Genomic DNA, 23,454 nt, shown 5'->3' on the forward strand with positions numbered 1-23,454 from the left:
CCTGTCAGTGATCCTCGACCTGCAGGTCGAGAATGCGAAGTTCGGTACCGCCATTGGGTTGCAGCCAGAAACCGCCGCAATGGGGGCAGGGCGCGCCGCGCTGGAGCAGCGGCACATTGACCGAGCAGTCCAGGCACCAGGCCTGGCCGTCGGGTTGTTCGATATCGATCGTCGCGCCGGCCAGCAGGCTGCCGGGGGCCAGGGCTTCGAGGGCGAAGCGCAGCGCCTCGACTTCCACGCCGGCCAGCTTGCCGGCCTCCAGGCGCAGGCGGCTGACCCGGGCGAACGGATCCTGGCGCGCGGCGGCTTCGACGGCGGCGAGAATGCCGCCGGCCAGACTGACTTCATGCATGACACGGTGCTCCAGGGGCAATCGCGGTGGTGTCCAGTTCACAGGCCAGGCAGGGGTCGAACACCGCCAGCAGCAGTGCGGCCCGGCGCGCCGCCGTACCGTCGAGAGGCAGGGCTTCCAGCGCGCGGGCCAGGGTGCCGCGAGGATGCAGATTCCATTCGGTGGGCGCCAGTACCTGATAGTCGTGGATCGTTTCACCTTCCAGGCGTACACGGTGCAGCAGCAGGCCCCGGGCGGTCTCGCACCAGGCGATGGCCTGGCCCGCGCCGAGGGACAAGGCGCCGCAGGCCAGCGCGGCGGCCTCGGGCTGGCTCAGCGCGACGAAATCCGCCAGGCGCGCGCCCAGGCGCAGCCAGGCGCTGTCGTAGCGCACCGGCGCGGCGTCGCGCAGGCGGCTCCAGGCACCGGTCTCGCGGGGTTCGCCATGCACGTGCGGCGCCAGGACGAAATGCTCCTCGGCGCCGAGCCGCAGGCCGATGTCGAGCAGGGTCCGGCGATCGACCGGCAGTGCCTGAACGGGCATCGGCAGGGCCTCGGCCTGCTCGCGACATTCATGCAGCAGGCGGGCGAGCGCGTGCCGCCCGCGACCGCTCCAGTCCACCAGGGCCTGGCGCGGGTCGGCCTGCCAGTGGCGCAGCCAGTCCCGCGCCGAGCCCTCGAACCAGGCGTCCAGTGGCATGTCCAGGCCGGGTGGCGACGCGGGTGTCTCGCTCAGCAAGCGTGGCCAGTCGAGCAGGAACAGGCGCAGATGCTCGCGACGGTTTTCCTCGCGCAGGGCCTGGCGGGCCGCCGCGTCGGGCTCGGCGCCGCCGTGCAGGGCGGCGCGCACCGCCAGTTCCGCGGCGATGCGGTGGGCTCGCCCGCACAGGCTGTAGAGCAACGGCAGGCGCTGCGCCGCGGCTTCGGGTGGCTGGCCGCGCAGCAGTCTACCGGCCAGCGGCGTCCGCCCGCCGACCAGCGCCGGTCGTTGCCCCGGGCGGACCCGTAGCGAACCGGCCAGGTGCGCAAGGTTCATGCGCGGTTCTCCAGCAGCCCGAACAGCAGGCGCCGGCGCCCCGGATCGGCCGGCGCCGCGGCGGGAGGCCGGCGCAGCAGCGACAGCACCTGCGTGGCCGTGTCCCGCGCGGCCTGGGCATCGATGAAATCGAACATCGGCGAGAACAGCGAGCAGCTCTGGTAGTGGCCGCATACTTCGTCGTCGAAGCTGGCGAAATCCAGGCGCTCCTCGCCGATCCGGTATTCACGCACGCAGCCTTCGGCGGGGCGTGGCTGGTCGTCGCCGGGCAGCCAGACCAGGTTCATGCACCAGGGCGTGATGAGGATGCCGAGCCATCCGGCCTGGGCATCCGGGCCGATCTTCTGCCAGGCGAAGCCAAGCGTCTCCACCGCCAGCCCCGGGTGCAGCAACGGCAAGCCGCGCATGCGGGTCTCGGCGATCTGGCGAAAGCGCGCGGCCAGGCCGGCGATCTGCAGGTTCGGCTCAGTCATCGATCACCATGAACTGTTCGGCGGCGCCGTCGCAGATCGGGCAGCGCCAGTGCGTGGGCAAGCGGGAAAACGGCGTGCCGGGAGGAATCTGCCAGACCGTGTCGCCTTCGGCGGGGTCGTAGACCCACCAGCAGATCTTGCACTCCAGGCGTGCGTCGTCGGCCAGGCGGCTGGTGTCGCCCAGGTAGCTGCCTTCGAAACTCATTGGCCGGACTCCTGGCATTCCTCGCGGAACCACTGGATCACGTCGGCGAAGCGCTCCAGCGAGTCGGCCAGGTCTTCCGGGGCGGCGAGCAGCACTTGCGGCAGGTCGGTGATTTCGATGGTGTCGAGGATCAGCGCGTCCTGGGAGTTGAAGTAGCGCACCCGCCAGCAGTTGGCGACCCGGGTGTTGCTGATCCGGCAGTTGCCGTAGCCACGGGCCAGGGCCAGTACCTCGCCTTCGCCGAGGCGGCTGTCGAGGAAGGGTACGTCCTGTTCGGACAGCGGCAGCAGGGTCAGGTTGATCACATGCGCGGGCTGGTCCGGCTGCCAGTGCTGTGTACGGTCCTGCAGTTCGGTGAGGATCGCCGGGGCGTTCATCACCCCGGCGGGCAGGGGCAGCACGGCGCTGAAGGCCTGCAGCGAAGTGTCGATGCGCGCCGCATGCTTGAGCAGCGACGGCGCCGGGGCCACCTCGACATGGTCGCGACCGGCCCCGAACACGCGCCAGACGCCGGCGAAGATCGACTCCTGGATGCGCACGCCGGCCGGTCCGCCGATCCGCGCGCTGACCTCGCCCTCGCCGAGCAACTGGTCCAGCAGTTGCCGGTCCTGGTCGCTGTAGCCACGCAGATCGAGCACGGGGGTGGCCGCGCCGCGCAACCGTTCGAGGATCTCGTCCAGTGCCTGGCGCGCGCCGGGCGCGGCCTGCAGCGCCTCCGCCCGTGGCAGTTGCGGCGCGACATGGGTGGCCATGCCCTGGGGCATGGCGATGTATTCCAGGCTGGCATCGTCCTCCGGCTGGGAGCCGGGACCGATATCCAGCAACGGGATGTAGTTCAGCGGGTCGAAACTCTGGGCACCGTTCACTGGCAACCTCCGGCGGCGGGGTGGCTGGCTTCGCTGCGCAGCGGGATCAGCGCGTTGCTCTGCTGCAAGGCGTTTTCCGCCAGGCGCAGGTACACGTCCCAGTCGCGCATGCCGTCGATCTGGGTCACATAGCCGCCATCGCGCAGCCAGATGATGCTCGGCCAGCGACGCAGGGCGAAGCGTTCGGCCAGGGCCTCTTCATCGGCGCGGCGGCCGACGCCGATGCGCAGGTGGCAGCCATGGCGCAGGGTCAGGACCTGGCACAGCTCCGGCAGGACCACCGCGACATCCAGGCATTCCGGGTAGCGCACTGGATCGCCGCAGAGCAGCAACAGGGCTTCGCCGGGCTGGGCGAGCCAGGCGTCGACGCTGTCCAGGTCGATCCAGCTGGCGGCGAACTCGTCGACCAGGCGCTGCACCAATGGCGGTGGAACAGGGGATTCGCTCATGGTTGTTCCTTGGCAAGGGGCTGGCCGAGCAGGCCGGCCAGGTCCTCGGCGCTCATCGCCGAGGGCAGGGTGAAGGCGGCGTCCTGGCTGCTCGCGTCGCCGAGCAGGGCGGCGTCCAACAGGGCCAGAGTGGCGTCGATTTCCGCGGCGCGTTCGGCGCTCAGGCGTTCCCGTGCGGCATCGAGGAACGCCAGCAGCCAGTCGCCGACGCGGCACTCGCCGATCAGCGCGGTGTCGATCCAGCGTTGCCGGCCGTGGCGGTCGAGGCCCAGCGCGGCGCCGGGACGGCTGTCGAGTACCCGCATGGGCAAGCCGATGCACATCTCAGTGGCGCCGCGCGAGGATGCGTTCGTCGCCGACCCGGCAGGCGTCCTGCGCGCTGGGCCGTTCGTGCTCGTAGCGCTGCAGGTCGAGGTGCCGCAGGGTCACGGCGTCGTCGCCGGACAGGTCGGCGGTCCGTGGCCGCGGCGCCGCGCCCCAGTCCGCGAGGACCTCGACGGCCGCCTCCAGGGTCAGCTCCAGCGCGTCCTTGACGCAGGGCCGCAGGCTGCCGCCGTAGTCGTCCAGGCGCTCGGGCTGGCAGCCCATCAGCAGGACCTTGCGCGGATAGTGGCCGGTGAGCTGGGCGAGCATCAGCACTTCCTGGAAACCGGTCTGGTGCAGGCTGAGCTTCTTCACCCCGAGAAAGCGCGGCACTTCGTCGTCGGCGACGAACTTCAGGGTGCCGGGGGCCATGTTGTAGTCCACCGCGTCGAAGATCAGCAGGTAGTCGGCCTGCTGCACATGCTGGATCAGGTACAGGCCCTGGGTGCCGCCGTCGATCAGGGTGACGTTGGCGGCGAATTCGTAACGCTGTTGCAGGGCTTCGACGCAGCGCACGCCGAAGCCTTCGTCGGCCCACAGCAGGTTGCCGATGCCGAGCACGGTGATGCGTGGCAGGGGAGTGGTGTCGGTCATTTCTTGAAGCTCTTGTAGCCGGACAGGATGCCGCCGATCAGGTTCAGGCGACCGCAGATTTCCTCGCGCAGGGCGGCGTACACGTGAAGCATGATGAACAGGATCATCAGCCACATGCCCAGGCGATGCAGGACGTGGACATTGTTCGACTGGCCCAGCAGCGGCAGGGCCCAGCCGAACAGGCGTTCCTGCCAGGAGCCGACCTGCGCCCCTTCGCCGTACAGGGCGAAGCCGCTGACCAGCATGAACAGCGAGGTCAGCATGAACACCAGGACCATGGCCAGGCGCGACAGCGGGTTGTGCCCGAACACCGGCGCCGGTATCGGGCCGATGAACAGGTAGTAGCGCAGCCAGGCGGCGAAGTCGCGCCAGTATTCCCTGTTGCCCAGCGGTATCCAGAACAGTTCGCGGGCGTGGTGGTTGCCCACCAGGGCCCAGTAGGCGCGTCCGACCAGGCCGATGGCGAACACATAGCCCGCGGCGAAATGGGCGAAGCGGATATAGCCCATCAGGAAGCTGGCGCTGGCTTCGCCAGGCTGGGTCGGCGGCGGCTCGCCGATGAAGTAGCCGGTGACCGCCAGCACCACGATGCAGGCGGCGTTGATCCAGTGCCACAGGCGCACGGGCGCCTCGTACACATACTCGCTGTGCCCACTGAGCGGGGCGTGATGCTCTGACATGTCGTCACCTCGAAGGCGCCGGGCGCGCGGGCACCCGGCGATTGGCCACGGGCCCGTTCAACGCACGGTGACCGTGCTCAGCTCGGCGCCATCCTCGCTCATCACGTGGGTGGCGCAGGCCATGCAGGGGTCGAAGGAGTGCAGGGTGCGGAGGATTTCCACCGGCTGGTCGGCGACCGCCACCGGGGTGTTGAGCAGCGCCGCCTCGAAGGCGCCGATCTGGCCCTTGCTGTCCCGCGGGCTGCCGTTCCAGGTACTGGGGACCACGCACTGGTAGTTCTCGATCCTGCCGTCCTTGATGCGGATCCAGTGACCGAGGGCACCCCGCGGCGCGGCGACGCTGCCGACGCCCTTGGCCTCGGCGGGCCAGGTCTTCGGGTCCCACTTGTCGACGTTGGCGGTGGCGCGGTCGCCGTTGCGGATGTTGCCCATCAACTCGTGCCAGTCGTCGAGCATCATCTCGGCGCAGTACTCGGCTTCCAGGGCGCGGGTCAGGGTGCGGCCGATGGTGCTGGGCAGCAACTGCCGGGCGTCGTAGTCGGTCACCTTCAGGCCGAGGGCCTTGGGCAGATCGTGGTTGACCGCCTGCAGCGAGCTTTCCAGTTGCGTCTTGACTCGCTGGCAGTGCGGGTTGCCCTGTAGCGCATGGGCATAACCGAGGATGTAGCGGGCCAGCGGGCCGACCTCCATGGCGTGGCCACGCCAGCGCGGCGACTTGACCCAGGAATACTTGGCGCTTTCGTCCACTTCCTCGATGGCGGTGCGCGTGCCCTTGGTCCGCGCGCCCAGTTCGTAGTGCGGCTCGGTGATGCCGTCCCAGGGGTGCAGGCCCTTGTCGTTGTCCGGGTACTGGTACCAGGAGTGGGTGACGAACTCCTGCACCTGCTCCGGGTCGCGCACGTCCACCGGGTGGATCTCGTTCCAGTTGCCGTTGAGGATGGCGCCGCCGGGCAGCTGGTTGGTGCTGTCGTCGTAATTGACCTTGGCGTAGGTGCCGTAGTCCATGACGTTGCTCGCCGCCAGGCCGCCGCCGTGCAGCCAGCCCTTGTCCTTGTACAGGGTGCCGATGGCCAGCACGTCGGGCACGTAGACGTTGCGGCAGAACTCCAGGGCCTCGTCGATGCGCGCCCGGACGAAGTTCAGGCGCTCCATGTTCAACGGTGCGCCGGCGGCCAGGTCGCCGTCGATGTTGATCGCGCAGGGCACGCCACCGACCAGGTAGTTGGGGTGCGGGTTCTTGCCGCCGAAGATGGTGTGGATCTTCACCCACTCCTTCTGCAGGTCGAGGGCTTCGAGGTAGTGGGTCACCGCCATCAGGTTGGCTTCGGGCGGCAACTGGTAGGCCGGGTTGCCCCAGTAGCCGTTCATGAACGGGCCGAGCTGACCGCTTTCGACGAACTTCTTCAGGCGGTTCTGCACGTCGCGGAAGTAGCCGGGCGAGGACTTCGGATGGGCCGGCGAGACCATCTGCTGCAGGGCCGAGGTGGCCTTGGGGTCGGCCTTGAGCGCCGAGACCACATCGACCCAGTCCAGCGCGTGCAGGTGGTAGAAGTGCACGGCGTGGTCGTGCACCTGCAGGGTCTTGGCCATCATCTCGCGGATCAGGTGGGCGTTGGGCGGAATGCGGATGTCCAGCGCGTCTTCCACCGCGCGCACCGAGGCCAGGGCGTGGCAGCCGGTGCAGACGCCGCAGATGCGTTCGACGAAGGCCCAGGCATCGCGCGGGTCGCGGCCCTTGAGAATGACTTCGAGGCCGCGCCACATGGTCCCGGTGGAGACCGCATTGCGGATCACGTTGTTGGCGTCGAGGTTGACCTCGACCCGCATGTGGCCCTCGATGCGGGTCACCGGGTCGACGACGATGCGCCGGCCGCTGTTGTCCAGGTCGAAGCCCTGGGTGGAGTAATTGCTCATCGATCAGGTTCCCTGTACTGCATTCAGGCGTCGTGCGTGGTGGTGTGCGCCTTGCCGTTGCTGGCGCGCTTGAGGGCGGTGACCGCGGCATGCGCGGCGATGGCCGCGCCCACCGTGCCGGCGGCGGCCAGGCCGATGCGGTCGGCGTTGGCTTCTACGCCGAAGGCGTTGATTCCGCTCTGGTGCTGGTAGAACGAGCCCTTGTCCCAGAAGCCTTCCTCGGAACAGCCGATGCAGCCGTGGCCGGACTGGATCGGGAAGCTGGTGCCGCCGTTCCAGCGCACGGTGGAGCAGGCGTTGTAGGTGGTCGGGCCCTTGCAGCCGACCTTGTACAGGCAGTAGCCCTTGCGCGCGGAGTCGTCGTCCCAGGCCTCGACGAACTGCCCGGCGTCGAAGTGCGGGCGGCGATAGCATTTGTCGTGGATGCGCTGGCTGTAGAACATCTTCGGCCGACCCTGGCGGTCCAGTTCGGGGATGCGGTCGAAGGTCAGCATGTAGGTGATCACCCCGGTCATGACTTCGGCGATCGGCGGGCATCCGGGCACTTTGATGATCGGTTTGTCGGTGATCACCTTGTGGATCGGCACCGCCTGGGTCGGATTGGGCTTGGCCGCCTGGACGCAGCCCCAACTGGCGCAGGAGCCCCAGGAGATGATGGCCTTGGCATCGCGGGAGATGCGCTTGAGCTGCTCGATGAACGGCTTGCCGCCGATGATGCAGCTCATGCCGTCCTGGTTCAGCGGCGGGTTGCCCTCGACGGCGAGGATGTAGTTGCCCTTGTAGCGGGTCATCACCTCTTCGAGGATCGCTTCGGCCTGGTGGCCGGCGGAGGCCATCAGGGTGTCGTCGTAGTCCAGGGAGATCATCGACAGCACCACGTCCTTGGCCAGCGGGTGCGCCGAACGGATGAAGGACTCCGAGCAGCAGGTGCATTCCAGGCCATGCAGCCACAGCACCGGCGTGCGCGGCTTGTTCTCCATGGCCCAGGCGATTTGCGGCATGAACGCCGGGCCCAGACCCAGCGACGTGGCGGTCAGTGAACAGAACTTGACGAAGCTGCGCCGCGAGATGCCTTGCCGGCGCATCACGTCATAAAAGGTTTCGATCAATTGGTTTTCCTCGGCCAGGCAGTCTTTTTTGCTTTTCAGTGGCCGGGAAGGCATTACAAGACCTGTGCCATTCGGTCGCAGGCGGATTCACGACCTTGGTCTAGACTCGCCGCCCCCGCATTTGCGGGACTTCGCCCCGGGCCAGGCGGGAGACTGGCGCGCGGGGCGGGGCACGGGTGGAAAGCGGGTTACCGCTTTGGTGGCGCGGGTGGAAAGGCCGTGATCAGGCGGGCGTCAGGTCGAGGCGGTCGTAGCCCTTGTAGCGGTAGAAGGCCCAGGACAGCGCCCAGGTCGCGACGAACAGGCCGACGATCAGGTAGCCGAGCAGGCCGAAGTTCTCGTTGACCCGGGCGACGAACGCCCAGGCGGCGCCTTCCAGGCCGAACTGTTCGGCGAGCAGGTCGAGGGCCTCCATGCCGCCGACCAGCAGGGCGACGAGGATCGAGGCCGCGGTGATGGTCATGTTGTAGTAGAGCTTGCGTGCCGGGCGCACTTCGGCCCAGCGGTAGGCGCCGGTCATCAGCACGCTGTCGGCGCTGTCCACCAGGGCCATGCCGGCGGTGAACAGGGCCGGGAAGACCATGATCGAGAGCATCGGCAGGTGCTGCACCGCCTGGCTCGCGGCAATGCCGAGCAGGCCGATCTCGGTGGCGGTGTCGAAGCCCAGGCCGAACAGAAAACCCAACGGATAGAGGTGCCAGCTGCGTCGCACCAGGCGAAACAGCGGACGCGCCAGGCGGGCGAGCAGGCCGCCGCCGGCAAGCATGCCGTGCAGTTCGGCTTCGCCGAGGCGCTCGCCCTGGCGCACGCGGCGGAAGGCGCGGTAGACCGAGCGCAGGATCACCAGGTTGATCAGCGCGACCAGCAGCAGGAAGCCCGCCGAGACCGAGGTGCCGATCACCGCGCCGATGCCGTGGAAGGCTTCCAGCTCGTCCTGCAGGCTGGCGGCACTGAGGGCGATCAGTGCCGAGGCGATGATCACCACACTGCTGTGACCGAGGGAGAAGAACAGACCGACGCTGGCGGTGGGCTGGCCTTCCTGGATCAGCTTGCGGGTGGCGTTGTCGATGGCGGCGATATGGTCGGCGTCCATCGCGTGGCGCAGCCCGAAGCTGTAGGCCAGCACCGCGGTGCCGAGCAGCAGGGGGTAGTCGCGAAAGGCCAGCAGGGCCCACAGCCAGGCCAGGCAGTTGACCGTGATCAGGCCGATGAACAGGGTGGTGACGGGGGACGTGCGAGGCATGCGGACTCCGGAGGCAGGCATGTTGTATGAGAATTATGAAAATCGTCATACAAGGCCTGTGCCAGCCTGGCAGTCACGAGCTGCGAGGTAAACCTTGTGGGAGCGAGCTTGCTCGCGAACGGCGGCGCAGCCGTCGTAAAACCTGAGTCCCAGGTCTGCCAGGCTCGCTCCCGCAACATTGATCTCGGCCATGTGTGTAGAGACCCGGGCCATTGGCCTGGAAACCTGGTTTGCACTCAGCCCCGCAAAGCGGAAACCTTCAATCCAGCGCCGGCAGGCGCAAGCGGAACACCGCCCCGCCTTCGGCATGGTTGCCGGCCTCCAGGGTGCCGCCAGCCCGCTCGACGATCCCGTAGCTGATCGACAGGCCCAGGCCGGTCCCTTTGCCGACCGGCTTGGTACTGAAGAACGGCTCGAAGATCTGCCCCAGGTGCTCCGCGGCGATCCCCGGCCCGTTGTCGCGCAGGGACAGGCTGGCCCAGCCCGGCTCGGCGACCAGCTCGATCCAGATCCGCGGCGGCGCACTGGCCGCGTCGTAGGCGTTCTGCATCAGGTTCATGAGGACCTGCAGCAGTTGCCCGCTATTGCCATGCACCCGTATGTCGGCGCCTGGCTGCCAGTGCACCTGCAGGTCCGGTGCGGTACCGCGGGTGATCCAGTGAATGGCCCGCTCGACCAGTTCGTTCAGCGACACCTCGCCCGGCTGCCCGCGATCCATCGCCGAGAAGCGCTTCAGCGCGCTGACGATATCGGCGGTGCGCTGGGCGCCCTCCAGGGTACCGTCGATCAGCGAGGGCAGGTCGGCCAGCAGCGGGTCGATGCGCAGTTGCCGGCGCAGGGCCTCGCGCTCCGCCACCGGCACCTCGCGATGCACCGCCGCCAGGTAGTCCTGCAGGCGCTGGCCATAGCCGCCAAGCACATGGGCGTTGGCCAGGACGAAGCTGATCGGATTGTTCAGCTCATGGGCCACGCCCGCCACCAGCCGCCCCAGTGCCGCCATCTTCTCGGCGTGCAGCAGTTGCTGCTGGGTGCGCTTGAGCGCTTCGTGGGCTTCGTGCAACTGCCGGTAGGCGTGCTTCAGTTCGCCCAGCGGCCGCCCGACCAGGACATGGCCTAGGCAGCGCCCATGCACGCCGCTGCGCACCGTGCAACTGAGGTCCACCGGCAGCAGGGCGCCATCGGCGCCGCGAAAGTTCACCTCCAGGTTGGCGCTGGCGTTGGCCTGGCGCAGCCCGCCGAGGACCTTGCGCAACTGCTCGACGCTGGTTTCGTCGCCGAGCAGGTCGTACACCGGGCTGCCGGGCAGGCGTTGTTCGTCGCGGCCGACCATCTCGCGCAGCGAATGGTTGGACTCCTCGATCAACCCCTGTGGATCGCAGGCCAGCAGGATGTCGGACATCGACCCGAGCAGCCCGGCGATGAACTGCTGCGACTGCTCCAGCTCGGCATTCTTCTGCTCCAGCTCGATCTCGTCCTGGACCAGTTGCGAATACACCTCGTCCATCTTGCCGATGACTTCGAGCCAGGCATCTTCATCGACATGCGGCGGTGGTGGTTTGCGGGCCATGGCGGGTCAGCTCGTCGGGTGCAGGTGGCTGTGGGCGCTGTCGGCCGCGTCCACCGGGATCAGGTTGAGCTGGCCATGGCGCACGCCGCGTTCCGCGCTCAGGCGTTCGGCGAAGGCCCGCACCCGTTGCACCGGACCCTTGAGCATCAGGCTTTCCAGACAGTGGTCGTGATCCAGGTGGACATGCTGGCTGGCGATGGTCAGGTCATGGTGGTCGTGCTGCAGGGTCATGACCCGCTCGGCCAGGGTCCGGGCATGGTGGTCGTAGACGAAACTCAGGTTGGCCACGCAGTGCAGCGACTCGGCCTGCTCGCGCAGGCGCGCTTCCTCGATATGCCCGCGAAGGATGTCGCGCAGGGCCTCGGAGCGGTTGCTGTAGCCCTGGGCGTGGATCAACCGGTCGAGGTCGGCGGCGAGCGCGTCATCGAGGGATATGGTCAGGCGTTGCATGCTTGTCTCCGGGTCAGTGCACGGTGCAGACCATGCAGGGGTCGAACGAACGCACGATATGCTGCACGGCCACCGGGGTGCGCTCGCCGGGGCGCACCGGCGCACCTTCCAGGGCCTGTTCCAGGGCGCCGGGAATGCCCTGGGCATCCCGTGGCGAGAAGTTCCAGGTGGTCGGCGCGATGATCTGGTAACTGGCGATGCGGCCCTGTTCGACGCGCAACCAGTGGCCGAGTGCGCCGCGCGCGGCTTCGGTCAGGCCGACCGCGCTGCCTTCGTCGGGCAGTTCGCAGGCGACGTAGTAGGGTTCCGCGGGACGCAGGGCGAGCAGCCAGCTTTCCATCAGCGGCACGACCCGCGCCAGTTCCAGCAGGCGCGCCAGCAGGCGGGTGTAGACGCTGCCGCCACAGCGCGCCACGGCCTGGCGCAGCAACGGCTGGGCGCTGATCAGTTGTCGGGCGATGGCCCCGGTTTCCAGAACCCGGCCACCCAGGCGCGGGGCCTTGTTCCAGGTGTAGGCGGCGGGTTTGTCCGGGTCCGGCTCGGTGATGCCCTGGGCCGGATGCAGCGGCCCGCCGCGATCGTCGAGCCAGGCGTGACAGGCGTCTTCGCGGATGCTGTCGAGTTCGAGTGGCAGCGCCTGGTCCAGCACGCTGTCCCAGAGGCCGCGGGCGAACGTCAGCGCACCGTCTTCCTGCGGATAGGCGCCGTAAGACAGGTACAACCCCGGCCCCTGGCCGAGGTGCTCCAGTCCGGCATCCAGGACGATGCGCAGGAAATGGCGCAGGTCGCCGTGTTCCGGCGCTTCGGCGTACCAGGCCCAGAGCTCGTCCTCGCTGCCCAGGTCGGCGATGCGCTGCAGCGGCGCGGCGAACAGCTCGGTTTCGAGGAACTGGCGAAACTCGCGGACGCGGGTCAGCAGGCGCAGGCGTTCGGCCGGGTCGATGGCCCGGGTCGAACCGCCCGGATGCACCGAGCCGGTATGCGGCCACTTGCCGCCGAGGGTGCCGATCAGGTCCAGCCAGCGCTTGCGCGCCGCCAGGGCCAGGCGCTGCTGGCTGCCGCTGTGCGGTGTGTAGCGCGCCACCGCGGCGGCGTACCAGGGCCGCTCGGCATACAGCGGGCGGACGAAGTCGGGCATGAAGAACAGGTAGAAGTGGCTGAGGTGATCGGCGAGGTTTTCCGTCGCCGCCATCAGGTTGGTCGCCACCAGGCCGTTGTGCGGTGCCTGCACCCCGGCCAGCGCGGCCAGGGCGCGAGACGCCGCCACCGACTGCGACACCGAGCAGATGCCGCAGACCCGTGGCGCGTAGACCAGCGCGTCGAGCGGCGGATGGTCGCGCAGGATCTGTTCGAAGCCGCGGTACAGGGTGGCGTTGACCTGGGCGCTGCGCACCCGGCCGTCATCGATGTCCAGTTGCACTTCGAGATCGCCTTCGACCCGGTTGAACGGGCCGACCAGCAGACGGGTCATGGTGGAGTCCTCAGCGGCGAGTCGGGCGGATGGCGGGGGCGATCAGCGCATGGTCGGCCGTGGCGTTCAGCCGGACACGCTCGGGCGTCGCCGATTTCGACAGCGCGGCGAGGGCGACGAACCAGGCCTTGGGCATGTCCGTGGGCAGGCCGATGGGAATCCCGGCGCGCTTCGGCGTCAGGTGGAAGCCGTGACCTGGTTCCTCGAAGCCCGGCGCCGTGCAGTTGATGCAGGCATAGCCGCCACGGGTGCAGGAGCCTTCGCCATTCCACAGGCGATTGTTGCAGTCGCCATGGGCCTGGGTGCCCTTGCAGCCGAGGTTTTCCATCATGCAGCCGAGATCCGACGGTTTCACCGCGCTGGCCTTGTATTCGTAGAACTCGTTGCGCGTACAGCCATGGTGGACCAGTTGGTCGGCATAGAAGCGCGGTCGGCCGAGGCTGTCCAGGTCCTGTTCGGCGAACAGCCCGGCGGCCAGGGCCATCAGGGTGTCGGTGACCCAGCCGGGGTGGGTCGGGCAGCCGGCGACATTGATCACCGGCAGGCCCTGGCGCGAGCGGTAGTCGCCGCCCAGCAGGCCGCCCCGGCGTTCGCCGTCGTATTGCAGGCCACAGGCATCGGTGGGGTTGTTGCCCGCCGCGGTGATGCCGCCGTAGGCCGCGCAGGTGCCGATGCCCAGGGTGTAGTCGGCCACCGCCGCCAGGCGCCGGACCCAGTCGATCATCGCCACCCCGGTGCCGGCGAGCATATGGAACCGCCCGGTGCCGTTGGGGCCGCGCAACAGCGAGCCTTCGATGCACAGCGCATCCAGGTGGGTGCGACCGCTCAGGCAGTCGTCGAGGATGGCCAGCACTTCGTCGCCGCTTTCCAGCGACAGCGACGGATGCCACAGCAGCTCGATCCCGGCGCCGCGCCAGAGTCCGGCGAAGTCCTGGGTGTCGGCGCACAGCAGCGACATGTTGCAGCCGCCACAGCCGCCGGATTGCAGCCAGAGCACGCGAAACGGGGTGGTCATGGCGCTTCCTCCAGGCCGAAACGGCGCAGTTTGTGCCGCAGGCCGACCCGCGACAGGCCCAGTTCGCGGGCGGTGTGGGTCTTGTTCCAGCGGTGGCGCAGCAGGGCTTCCTTGAGCAGGCTGGCCTCGATGGCGTCGAGCTGTTCCTGCAGGGTGCCGGCCAGGCCGGTGTTGGCCGGCAGACTGGCCTGGGCGGTCTGGGCCTGTCCCTGCAGGACTTTGCGGGAAAAGCTCCGTGCATTCACCTGGGACCCGTCGCACAGCGCGGCGGCGCGGTAGATCTCGTTGCGCAGTTCGCGGATATTGCCCGGCCACGGATAGCCGATCAGGCTGCCGAGGGCGTCGGCGGCGAAGCTCAGGTGGGGCAGGTCGAGTTCCTGGCGGGCGTCGGCGAGCAGCTTGTCGGCGATGGCGAGCAGATCGCCGCTGCGTTCGCGTAGCGGCGGCAGGGCCAGCGATACCCCGGCCAGACGGTAATACAGGTCGCTGCGAAAACGTCCGGCCTGGACTTCGGTCTCCAGGTCGCGGTGGGTGGCGGCGACGATGCGCACATCGACCCGCACCGGTGTGGTCGCGCCCACCGGGCGCAGTTCGCCTTCCTGCAGGACGCGCAGCAGCTTGACCTGGAACGCCGGCGAGGTGTCGCCGATCTCGTCGAGGAACAGCGTGCCGCCATGGGCGCGCTGGATCAGCCCGACATGGTCCTGGTGCGCGCCGGTGAAGGCGCCGCGTTTGTGTCCGAACAGCTCGGATTCCAGCAGGGTATCCGGTAGCGCCGCGCAGTTTTCCATGACGAAGGCACTGCCGGCGCGCGGGCTGGCGTAGTGGATGGCCCGCGCCAGCAGTTCCTTGCCGGTGCCGGACTCACCCAGCAGCAACACCGACAGGTCGAAGCGCGCGACCCGCGCGGCCAGCTCGCACAGTGCGTCCAGCGGGCTGCCCGGGGCACGCACGATGCGGCTGAAGTCGAAGGCCTCGCGGACCTTGTCCAGCGCCTGCTGGTTGCGCCGGCGCAGCACCGGCGTGGCGGTGCGCAGTTCGACGTCGAGTCGCTGCATGTGGCTGTGCAGGGCGTGGCTTTCGGCGGCATTGCGCACGGTGTTGAGCAGGTGCTCGGGCAGCCAGGGCTTGAGCAGGTACTGGTAGATGCCGGCCTGGTTGACCCCGGCGATGATGTCTTCGGAATCGGTGTAGCCGGACAGCACGATGCGCACCACCTCCGGCCAGCGCTCGCGCGCCTCCTTGAGAAACTCGATGCCCTGCATGCCGGGCATGCGCTGGTCGCAGAGGATCACCGTGACCGGGTGACGCTCGAGCAGGTCGCGGGCCTGCTCGGCGGAGTCGGCCAGGAGCACCTGGAACTCGTCGGCGAGCACCCGCGACAGCGCCTCGCGGGAGCGCAGTTCGTCATCGACGACGAGGACGGTACGGACGCTGGAGTCAAAGCTTTCGTGAGAGGACATGGAAGCCGCTTTCAGGTGTCGGGAAGCACGGGCGCGGAGCCCGAGATGGCGGAATGATGACATCCGCTGGCAGACACCGGAAGGGCGTGGGCGGGATTTGCCGTCGCCGGTGCCGGGTTCAGCCCGGTTTCGCCGACACCGGCGCCTTGGGCAGGGCGTTGCTCAGCTCCCAGGTTTCCAGGACCCGGGCGTATTCGAAGGCGTGCTGCGGATCGGCCTGGACCCACTCGGCGAACGCCTCGCGCTCGGCGACGCTGGCGTTGCCTTCCTGCAGGCGCAGGCACCACTCGGCCGCCTGGGTAAGGATTTCGTCGCACAGCGGATAGGGGAAATACGGCTTCATGGGCGGCTTCCTGCAGGGTCGGGCCGTCACGGTAGCCAAGCGGATGGCAAAAAAACGTCAAAACGGCCGAGAGTGTGCCGCGTCATCGGGGCAGGGGGCGGTGTTCTCGTGGGGGCTGCTCACTCATGGGCATGGGTATCTACACATCTTTGACGGCTTGGCGGGGAACCGTATCAAGGCCGTCAGGTGCCCGTCTTGAGTCTTGCAGCGCCCTCCAGATCGAGCGCCGCCCGCGCGGCGCTTCGCGAGCAAGCTCGCTCCCACAGTTTGTTGCAACGCGCCTATGCCTGACAGGCCATGGTTGACCGCCTTGTTGGCTCGACTCGATACCGAGTCGAGCCCAACAACCTCCCCGCGATGCATCGTCGAAAAAACAAAGGCTGACAACTCAAATCCAACAGGCCATGGCACGTTGCAATCGATGTGGGAGCGAGCTTGCTCGCGAAGCGCCGCGCGGGCGGCGCTCGATCTGGAGGGCGCTGCAAGACTCAAGACGGGCACCTGGCGGCCTTGATACGGTTCCCCGCCAAGCCGTCAAAGATGTGTAGATACCTCTGCCCATAGGAGCGAGCAAGCTCGCTTCTACAGGATGGGCGTCTGATGATGGATGGCTATCGCGCCGTTGGAGATGTCTACCGAGACGTGATAGGTATCCGCTTCATGCCTTGCCGAATAACCTTTCGGGGGTGCATCGGCGTTGAACATGAGGATCTTGTAGCTGCTGTCCGCCGCGCCGGCGCGCAGCTTTTTCAACGCGCTGCTCTTTTTGCCCTGGAAAAACGAAGGGGCGACATTGAAGGCTTCACCAATCAAGGTCTGGGTTGGCGAAGAGGCCCTGATGTCAAAGCCGTTCTTGTCTTCATTGCCGAATTCGACGGTGTACTCAGTGAAGGGAAAGCTCTTTTCCCGCAGCAGGCCAGCGATACCGTTGAGGATGACCAGATCGGACATGATCCTGTTGGCGGCTTCGAAAAGCGTGACGTCCGGGTAGGGACCGACGCCAACCTTGTCCCTTTTCATCGAGGTCAGCAGCGCGACACCGCTCTTGCCTTGAACCGAGGCGCCAAGGTCGCTGAGGCTGCGTTCGAAGTCTTCCTTGATCAAGTGGATGTTCTGTTCGTTGAGGTTTCTGGTTTTCTGCTGCATGACGCTTCCAGTGGGTGCATCCATCTATTTTTCTGGCGGTCGAAGTTTCCTTCCAGGCCAGGTGCCAAACCAGTCTACCTAGGCATCAAATTGCCATCCAGCGGCCCAGTGCCGTTCATGCCACTGATCGATCCGTGCTCGTTCCTCCCTGCAGCAGGCTCACCCATGCCGAGAACACCACCAGGCACGCCGCCACGCCAAGGCCGAGGCGCGGTGCGGATGCGGCGCCGAAGCGTTCGAACAGCAGCGCCATGAGCACGCCGCCAGCCGTCTGCCCGAGCAGCCGGGCGGTGCCCTGCAGGCCGCCGATGGCGCCGCTGCGCTGCACGGGGGCGGCGAGGAACAGGTTGCGGTTGTTGGCCACGTTGAACAGCGCGAAACCGAAGCCGCACAGCAGGGTCGGCGGGATGAGTTGCAGGACCGGGTCAGCGGCCCGCGGCAGCGAACAGAGGCACAGCCCCGTGGCCAGGCAGGTCCCGCCCAGGCAACACAGACGGGCCGTGGCGATCCGCTCGGCCAGGCGGCCGGCGAAGGGGGCGGTGATGGCCACACTCAGCGGCCAGGGCAGCAGGAGCAGGCCGGTCATCCAGGTACCCAGGCCGAGGTTGTGCTGCAGGAGGAACGGCAAGGCGATCGTGCCTGCCGTCTGACCGGCGAAGCAGAGCACCGAAGCAATCACCGACAGACGCAGGGACCGGCTGGCCAGCAGGTCCAGCGGGATGAGGGGCGTGCGTTTGCTCCGTTCCCGGCGGACCAGCAGCCACAGTTGCAGGGCAGCACAGGCCAGCAGCAGGCCCGCGGCTGGCGGAACGGTGATGACCAGCGCGGCGGCGCCGGTCAGCGCGGCGAACGCCCCGGCGTTGAGCAGGATGCTGATCAGCGCCGGACGCCGCGCGCTGGCGGCTGACGCCGGCAGTGCCCTGGCGGCCAGCAGTACCCCCGCGGCCAGGGGCAGGTGCAGGGCGAACAGCCCGGGCCAGGCAGCCACCGAGAGGAGTGCCGCGCCGATGACCGGGCTGGCCGCGGATGACAGGGCGACGGCCAGTGCATTCCAGGCGATCGCCGCACCCAGTCGCCGGGGCTCCAGCACCTGGCGCAGCAGGGCGACCCCCAGCGCCATGACGGCCGCCGCGCCGAATCCCTGCACGACGCGGGCGGCGACGAGCCAGGCGAGGGAGGGCGAGACGACGCAGAGCAGGCTGCCGCCGGCGAACAGCCAGACACCCCAGGTGAACACCCGGCGATAGCCCAGGCTTTCGCCGAGCGCGGCACAGGGCAGCAGCGCCATCAGCAGCGCGGCCTGGTGCGCGGTCAGGATCCAGGTGACGCTGGCTGGCGCGACTCGCAGCGCCGTGGCCAGCGTCGGCAGGGCGACGGCGATCATGGCGGTATTGAGGACCACCAGCACCATGGCCGCCAGCACGGCACCGATCGCCAGCGCGGGGCGCCTGCTCACGCGCGGGTCTCTGGCACCCAGGTGCCGGCCTGTTCGATGTAGCGGGTCAGGTGCCGTGCTTGCTTGTCCTCTTTCTTCAGGTCCCGCTCGGTGAAGCGGAACAGCAGCGCCGGACCGGCCACGCAGCGGGTATCGTGGATGTCGCCGGGCAGGTACAGCTGGGTCTGCCCGGCGCAGACCACCGTGGCCCCGCGCTTCACCAGCCTGGCGTTGCCGTCCTCGTCCTCGATCCGCGCATAGGTGCCCATTTCGATCGCCCCTTGCTGCACGGCATAGATGACCCAGCCCCTGCCGTGGTCATGGGGCGGCCGGTACAAGCCCTCGGCTTCGCTGTGGGCGAGCAGGACGAAGCCGTGTTCCGGGTCCCGGTACAGCTCGCGCTGCGCCGCGGCCTCCAGATGCAGGGTTTCCAGCCAGGGTTCCGATACCGGGGCATTGACCAGCGCATCCAGCTGGCGCTGGCAGTCGGCGACCACTTCCGAGCTCAATGGGCCCCAGGCGTCGCGCACCTCGTCGATGATTTTTTCCAGCGTGTTCATAGCGGTTCTCCCGAGCGATCGCGGTACCGATGTACCGATGGAGTCGACTCTAGTGAGCCGCCAGGGCTGGCGGAAGACGCACGGTTTGCACTTTACTGATGCACCAGACGCCATGTCTCCCCACCCCGTCCGAGCCACGACCATGACCACGCCCGATCTGAACCTCCTCGTCACCCTCGATGCGGTCCTCGCCGAGGGCAGCGTGGCCCGCGCCGCCAAGCGCCTGCACCTCAGCCCTTCGGCCATGAGCCGCGCGCTCGCCCGGCTGCGCGAGACCACCGGCGATCCGCTGCTGGTCCGCGCCGGTCGCGCTCTGGTGCCCACGCCGCGGGCGATCGAACTGCGCGAGCGGGTCGGCCATCTGCTGAGCGAAGCCCAGGCCGTCCTGCGCCCCGCGCAGGGGCTCGACCTGCAACGCCTGGCCAGGACCTTCACGCTGAGGACCAGCGAGGGTTTCGTCGAGTGTTTCGGCCCCGCGCTGCTCGCGCGAATCGGCGAGCAGGCCGCCGGCGTGCGTCTGTGCTTCCTGCAGAAACCGGACAAGGACAGCAAGGCCCTGCGCGAAGGCGCGGTCGATCTGGAAACCGGTGTGGTGGAAGCGTCGACAGCCCCCGAGCTGTATACCCAGGCGCTGTTCCGCGACCACTACGTCGGTGTGGTGCGCGCGGGACATCCCCTGGCCAAGGGCAGGATGACAGCGGCGCGCTATGCCGGGGGCCGGCATATCCTGGTCTCGCGCACGGGGGAACAGCGCGGAACCATCGACGACGCGCTACTGCCGCTGGGGCTGACGCGCGAGGTGGTCACCAGCGTTGCCGGCTTCTCGACCGCGGTGGGCCTGGCCCGGGTCTCCGACCTGATCGCCAGCGTGCCCGAGCGGCATACGCGGAACCTGCGCCAGGGCATGCACAGTTTCGCCCTGCCGGTGCCCACGCCGGGCTTTACCGTGTCGCTGCTGTGGCACCCGCGGTTCGCCGCCGACCCGGCCCATCGCTGGCTGCGCAACTTGCTGCGGGAGGTCTGCGCCGACGAGGCTACGGACCCGGCTGCAGATCCAGTTCGATGATCTGCGGCAGGTGGTCGCTGACCACCGCGCGGTAGGCGACTGCCTTGCGCACATCGGGCTCCAGCTCGAAGTTGCGCAGCAGGGTCTGTATGGCCGCCAGCGCGGTGTCCGAATCACTCAACGAGGAATGGCTCAGGTTGCAGCCGGCCGCCTCGTGGCGTGCGTTGTCGAACAGGGTGACCCAGTGGTCCAGCGGGTCGGCGTTCATGTGCGTGCGGTACTCGACGAGTTCATCGTTGACGAAGCGCTCGACGAACCAGGCTTCGCGCGCCTGGATGTGCTGGGGCAGGTCCGTCTCGCCCAGCGTGACCAGCGCGTCGAGCGCGACCAGCAGGTTGGCCGAGGGGGTGCGGTTGGCATAGCGTCCGTTCGGGTCGTAATCGTATTGGGCTATGTCGTACAGGTGCTTCCTCCACGGTTTCATCTGCTCGATGCGTCCCTTCAGCCGCCGCACGCAGGCGATATAGACGCGCGCCACTTCAAGGCCGACCGCGGCATACACGGTCATTTCCTGCTGCTGCGCGACGACGGGCTCATCGTCGTCGCTGTCGACCTCGTCCTTCATCACGTTGCTCTGCGCATCGTCGAGGTCGACCTCGACGCTGGGCGCGACCACCAGGCCCTGGATCTTCTCCTGCAGCGCCTGCGGCGTGACCACCCCGTGGAGGCTGATCACGCCACTGCGCACCACGGCCCGGCGCTGAGCGAAGTCGAACGGCTGGTACACCCCGTCGTAAGGCTGACTGCCCGGCGCCGCCAGGGACGCCAGGGAGTGGAACGACTTGAGGGTGGTCAACGGATGACCGCTGCCGAGCACGCCGTTGCGGGTGTGGCGCAGGTAACCGGCGCTCTGCATGTTGTCCAGCAACTGCTGGCGTACGCGCTGCTTGCGCAGGGTCGCGTCCACGTCGTCCGCCGAAGGCTCCAGGTACTCCTCGGGAATGTTGAAGTCGCCGATGATCAGCGGCATGCCGTACAGGCTATGGCCCGGCAACAGGGCGTGGGCCATCTGGGCGAGGGTGTCGGTACGTGCGTTGACTTCGGCTTCCTCCACCGTCAGGCGTTTCTTGTCCCCTTTGCCCGCCTTGCTGCTGCGCTGCTTCCTGGTCAGGCCGGTGTAATGATCGGCGATGGCCTCGGTGCCGCTGTAGCGGGTATGGAACAGCGCCAGGGGCACGTTCAGGGTTTCGCTGACCGGCACGGTGATCTGCAACGCCGAGCGCCAGTTGAGCAGCCCGTCCTCGGCCTGGATGGAGAATTCGCTGCTGCCCAGCGAGCCGCGGACGATGTCGTAGTTGGCGGCCTGGTTATCGCCGCGGTCGCGATAGCCATGCTCCATCACGCCGATGTCGAACAGGCGTTGCAGCGCATCCGCGCACGGTGGTCGATAGACCATGCCGTAGGTCTCGATATGCCGCTTGATCAGCCCCACGCGTTGCAGGGCATCGAGCACCACATCGTTGTCGACCTCGCCGTCCAGGGGGCCGATATCGGGATCGGGGGTGACGAAATCGAGGGCAGACGACACCGCCGCCAGGTAGACCGCCAGCACGATGCGGTCGCCTTCGGCCTGGTCGGACTGGAACACCAGCCCGGTGGACCCCGACGGTATGCCGTTCCACAGCGACTGGGAGAAGAACAGCATCAGCAGTTCCAGGGCCTGCGCGTAGGCCAGCAGCGGGGTTCGCTGAAAGGCGTTGGGCAGGTGCTCGTCGGCGGTGTCCATCAGCACGCGCAGATCCTGGATGCCGAAGCAGAGGTCTTCGTACAGGTTGAGGAAGGCCTGCGACGACGGATCGATCTGCCCCGCGCACCACTGTCCGGCCAGCGCGCTCAGGTCCGAGCCGAGACCATAGAGCAGGTCTGGCAGATCGCTTCTGGTGCCCATGAGGAACGGGATGGTGCCTATCTGGGCGTTGATCCAGGCGAACATCCGCGGATGGGGACAGGCGCGTTGCGAAGTGGTGCTGGTGACGAGTTCTTCGGCCGTCCACTCGGGCAATGTGGCGACGGCGGCCGAGCTGCACTGGCGCAGCAGGCTCCAGCCGTTGACCATCTGTTCGCTGGTCAACGGCCGCTGGCTGTCACGCGCCGAGACCCGATAGACCTCGAACAGCGTGCGCAGCGCCAGCACCTTGGCCGGGGTGCGCTTGTTCAGGTTGTGGTTGGCATAGACGTTGGCCACGCGGGGCAGGGCGCCGGTGGGCGGACTGACCAGCGGGTGCATGCCGTAGGCGGGCGCGCCGCAGTTGGCTTCGTAGCGTCTGGCGATGGCGCTCATCGCCGGACCGACGTCGTAGCCGGTTTCCATGACCAGCAACAGGTCGACATCGAAGGCGCGCATGGCCTCGGTGACGAGGGCGACGCGGGCCTGGTTCCTCAGCGAGTCGATCGGTGCGCTGCCGCGCGGGCGGCGATCGCGGGTGAAGTTCTCGAGGTTCCAGGCGAGCATGCGGAAGTAGCGCGGCTGGCTGCTCAGGGTGTTGCTGGCGCCGTTGGGAATCACGCTGAATACCGGCTGGCCGCTGTTGTCCGGCTGGCGGCTCGGTGGGTAGCCGTGCTGCGTCGTCAGTTGCTCGGCGTCGGCCAGGCGCTGCTGCCCCTGGGGTATGCCGAGGCGCTGGAGGTACTGCTGGTAGGCCGGCAGCGCGTCGAGCAGGGCCTGGGCCATCTGCCGCTGTCCGGTCAGGGTCAGCCCGCTGTCGTTGATCGGCTGCAGAAACTCGCCGGGCAACGCGCCGCGCAGGTTGGTGACGTCCTGCGGCTCCAGCAGCGCGGGCGGGTCCGCGAACAATTGGTGTTTGTAGCCATCCGCGTCCCACTCCAGTTGTTGCAGATCGTTGGCCCAGCGCTTGCCCAGCTCGGCCCGCTGGTACTGCAAGGTGTTGGTGCGGGCCTGACAGGCCTGCTGCATCTGCGCCTGGTCGAACGCGGGGCAGTCCGTGGCGTCGATATCCGCCGCGCGCAGGTTGAAAATGCTCGGCATCAGGGCGTGTCCGGGGTGGGTGCGTGAGGGGCGGTGGCCTTCTGGTAGACCCCCGCTTCGTCGTGACTGCGCGCCAGGGCCGCGCGGGTATCGGCGTCGTCCTCGCCGCTCACGGGCAGGCCAGTGTTGGCCTGGAACAGGCGCAGCGCGGCACGCAGGAACAGGCCGTCCGGATCCTCGGCGGCGTCCCGTGGCCGGTAGCCCAGGTTGCTCAGGCGTTTGCGCAGGCCATCGGCGAGATCCGCCGGGTCCATGTGACCGAAGTCGAGGATCGCATCCACCAGCCCGTCACCGACCCGCAGCCGGCCACGCCGGGTGGCGTTGGGGATGTAGCGCTCGATACACCCGTCGGCGCTGGTCTGGCCTTCGAGGGTGAGCTCCTCGAGTTCGAGTCGATAGGGCAGGTTCGCCCGTGGCGAGCGGCCGTCGAGCAACTGAATGCTGAACAGCATCGGCACGGCGCGCCGGCGAAACACGTGACGCTGTCCGGTCGCACAACTGGCGTGGGACTCACGCTTGTCGGGGATATACAGCACATCCCCTGGCGCGAGCACGTTCATCGACGCGCGCAAGGCCTTGAGCTCGGCATTTTCCGGATGGTCCCAGAGGGTTTCCGGGAAGAATCCGTGTTCCGCCGCCAGCCTGGCGACGCTGTCGCCCTGGACGATTTCGTGGCGCAGGGCCATTCA

General features: G+C 68.0%; 24 protein-coding genes. 1 reads left to right on the forward strand and 23 read right to left on the reverse strand.

Going from position 1 to position 23,454, the window contains the following annotated elements; all coding sequences use genetic code 11:
* Positions 1-4 precede the first annotated feature (4 nt).
* The 21 genes from CHB99_RS06180 to CHB99_RS06285 all read right to left on the reverse strand — a co-directional run bounded on the left by CHB99_RS06180 (position 5) and on the right by CHB99_RS06285 (position 18,713).
* Positions 5-352 (reverse strand): hydrogenase maturation nickel metallochaperone HypA/HybF, encoded by a 348-nt coding sequence (locus tag CHB99_RS06180; RefSeq protein WP_042126946.1) that lies wholly within the window; start codon positions 350-352, stop codon positions 5-7.
* On the reverse strand, positions 345-1,367 hold the full coding sequence (locus CHB99_RS06185) for a nickel-dependent hydrogenase large subunit (protein WP_042126944.1): 1,023 nt from the start codon (positions 1,365-1,367) through the stop codon (positions 345-347). Before CHB99_RS06185 ends, CHB99_RS06180 begins: the two co-directional genes overlap by 8 nt.
* A complete protein-coding gene (hybE, locus tag CHB99_RS06190; RefSeq protein ID WP_042126942.1) occupies positions 1,364-1,840 on the reverse strand; it encodes a [NiFe]-hydrogenase assembly chaperone HybE in 477 nt (158 codons plus the stop codon). The genes CHB99_RS06185 and hybE overlap by 4 nt, the downstream gene beginning before the upstream one ends.
* Entirely contained in the window at positions 1,833-2,045 is a 213-nt protein-coding gene (locus CHB99_RS06195; RefSeq protein WP_042126940.1) for a rubredoxin, read from the reverse strand. The genes hybE and CHB99_RS06195 overlap by 8 nt, the downstream gene beginning before the upstream one ends.
* The gene (locus CHB99_RS06200) at positions 2,042-2,911 is read right to left on the reverse strand and encodes a hydrogenase expression/formation protein (protein ID WP_245655634.1); all 870 of its coding nucleotides are present in this window, start codon (positions 2,909-2,911) and stop codon (positions 2,042-2,044) included. The genes CHB99_RS06195 and CHB99_RS06200 overlap by 4 nt, the downstream gene beginning before the upstream one ends.
* Positions 2,908-3,360: a thioredoxin domain-containing protein gene (locus tag CHB99_RS06205; protein ID WP_042126938.1), complete on the reverse strand. Its 453-nt coding sequence runs from the start codon at positions 3,358-3,360 to the stop codon at positions 2,908-2,910. The genes CHB99_RS06200 and CHB99_RS06205 overlap by 4 nt, the downstream gene beginning before the upstream one ends.
* Positions 3,357-3,683: a HypC/HybG/HupF family hydrogenase formation chaperone gene (locus tag CHB99_RS06210; protein ID WP_042126936.1), complete on the reverse strand. Its 327-nt coding sequence runs from the start codon at positions 3,681-3,683 to the stop codon at positions 3,357-3,359. The genes CHB99_RS06205 and CHB99_RS06210 overlap by 4 nt, the downstream gene beginning before the upstream one ends.
* A 1-nt stretch (position 3,684) precedes the next feature.
* Positions 3,685-4,317: a HyaD/HybD family hydrogenase maturation endopeptidase gene (locus CHB99_RS06215; RefSeq protein ID WP_042126934.1), complete on the reverse strand. Its 633-nt coding sequence runs from the start codon at positions 4,315-4,317 to the stop codon at positions 3,685-3,687.
* The gene (gene cybH / locus CHB99_RS06220; RefSeq protein ID WP_042126932.1) at positions 4,314-4,997 is read right to left on the reverse strand and encodes a Ni/Fe-hydrogenase, b-type cytochrome subunit; all 684 of its coding nucleotides are present in this window, start codon (positions 4,995-4,997) and stop codon (positions 4,314-4,316) included. The genes CHB99_RS06215 and cybH overlap by 4 nt, the downstream gene beginning before the upstream one ends.
* A 57-nt stretch (positions 4,998-5,054) precedes the next feature.
* A complete protein-coding gene (locus CHB99_RS06225) occupies positions 5,055-6,911 on the reverse strand; it encodes a nickel-dependent hydrogenase large subunit (RefSeq protein ID WP_042126930.1) in 1,857 nt (618 codons plus the stop codon).
* Between the two features lie 23 nt (positions 6,912-6,934).
* Positions 6,935-8,017 (reverse strand): hydrogenase small subunit, encoded by a 1,083-nt coding sequence (locus tag CHB99_RS06230; protein WP_042126971.1) that lies wholly within the window; start codon positions 8,015-8,017, stop codon positions 6,935-6,937.
* Between the two features lie 226 nt (positions 8,018-8,243).
* Positions 8,244-9,263 carry a HoxN/HupN/NixA family nickel/cobalt transporter gene (locus CHB99_RS06235; RefSeq protein WP_245655632.1) on the reverse strand — a complete coding sequence of 340 codons (1,020 nt, stop codon included), beginning with the start codon at positions 9,261-9,263 and terminating at the stop codon, positions 8,244-8,246.
* A gap of 259 nt (positions 9,264-9,522) precedes the next feature.
* Positions 9,523-10,830, reverse strand: a complete 1,308-nt coding sequence (locus CHB99_RS06240) for a PAS domain-containing sensor histidine kinase (RefSeq protein ID WP_042126926.1) — start codon at positions 10,828-10,830, stop codon at positions 9,523-9,525.
* Between the two features lie 6 nt (positions 10,831-10,836).
* On the reverse strand, positions 10,837-11,280 hold the full coding sequence (nikR, locus tag CHB99_RS06245; RefSeq protein ID WP_042126924.1) for a nickel-responsive transcriptional regulator NikR: 444 nt from the start codon (positions 11,278-11,280) through the stop codon (positions 10,837-10,839).
* 13 nt (positions 11,281-11,293) lie between these two features.
* Entirely contained in the window at positions 11,294-12,751 is a 1,458-nt protein-coding gene (locus CHB99_RS06250; RefSeq protein ID WP_042126922.1) for a nickel-dependent hydrogenase large subunit, read from the reverse strand.
* Between the two features lie 10 nt (positions 12,752-12,761).
* Positions 12,762-13,766, reverse strand: coding sequence for an NADH-quinone oxidoreductase subunit B family protein (locus tag CHB99_RS06255; protein ID WP_042126920.1), 1,005 nt, complete (start codon positions 13,764-13,766; stop codon positions 12,762-12,764).
* Positions 13,763-15,229 (reverse strand): sigma-54-dependent transcriptional regulator, encoded by a 1,467-nt coding sequence (locus CHB99_RS06260; RefSeq protein ID WP_042126918.1) that lies wholly within the window; start codon positions 15,227-15,229, stop codon positions 13,763-13,765. Before CHB99_RS06260 ends, CHB99_RS06255 begins: the two co-directional genes overlap by 4 nt.
* Before the next feature lie 118 nt (positions 15,230-15,347).
* Positions 15,348-15,572, reverse strand: coding sequence for a FecR/PupR family sigma factor regulator (locus tag CHB99_RS06265; RefSeq protein WP_042126917.1), 225 nt, complete (start codon positions 15,570-15,572; stop codon positions 15,348-15,350).
* Positions 15,573-16,154: 582 nt separating this feature from the next.
* On the reverse strand, positions 16,155-16,718 hold the full coding sequence (locus tag CHB99_RS06275; protein ID WP_042126203.1) for a hypothetical protein: 564 nt from the start codon (positions 16,716-16,718) through the stop codon (positions 16,155-16,157).
* A gap of 115 nt (positions 16,719-16,833) precedes the next feature.
* Positions 16,834-18,174, reverse strand: a complete 1,341-nt coding sequence (locus tag CHB99_RS06280; protein ID WP_212555904.1) for an MFS transporter — start codon at positions 18,172-18,174, stop codon at positions 16,834-16,836.
* Entirely contained in the window at positions 18,171-18,713 is a 543-nt protein-coding gene (locus CHB99_RS06285) for a cupin domain-containing protein (protein ID WP_042126199.1), read from the reverse strand. Before CHB99_RS06285 ends, CHB99_RS06280 begins: the two co-directional genes overlap by 4 nt.
* A 142-nt stretch (positions 18,714-18,855) precedes the next feature.
* Here CHB99_RS06285 and CHB99_RS06290 point away from each other — a divergent pair, with 142 nt between their 5' ends.
* Positions 18,856-19,779 carry a LysR family transcriptional regulator gene (locus CHB99_RS06290; RefSeq protein WP_042126196.1) on the forward strand — a complete coding sequence of 308 codons (924 nt, stop codon included), beginning with the start codon at positions 18,856-18,858 and terminating at the stop codon, positions 19,777-19,779.
* Here CHB99_RS06290 and CHB99_RS06295 read toward each other — a convergent pair.
* A complete protein-coding gene (locus CHB99_RS06295; RefSeq protein ID WP_042126194.1) occupies positions 19,748-22,765 on the reverse strand; it encodes a hypothetical protein in 3,018 nt (1,005 codons plus the stop codon). The genes CHB99_RS06290 and CHB99_RS06295 overlap by 32 nt on opposite strands.
* Positions 22,765-23,451 (reverse strand): peptidoglycan-binding domain-containing protein, encoded by a 687-nt coding sequence (locus CHB99_RS06300; protein WP_042126192.1) that lies wholly within the window; start codon positions 23,449-23,451, stop codon positions 22,765-22,767. The genes CHB99_RS06295 and CHB99_RS06300 overlap by 1 nt, the downstream gene beginning before the upstream one ends.
* Positions 23,452-23,454 lie beyond the last annotated feature (3 nt).

Source organism: Pseudomonas japonica, assembly GCF_900188455.1.
GTDB lineage: Bacteria > Pseudomonadota > Gammaproteobacteria > Pseudomonadales > Pseudomonadaceae > Aquipseudomonas > Aquipseudomonas japonica.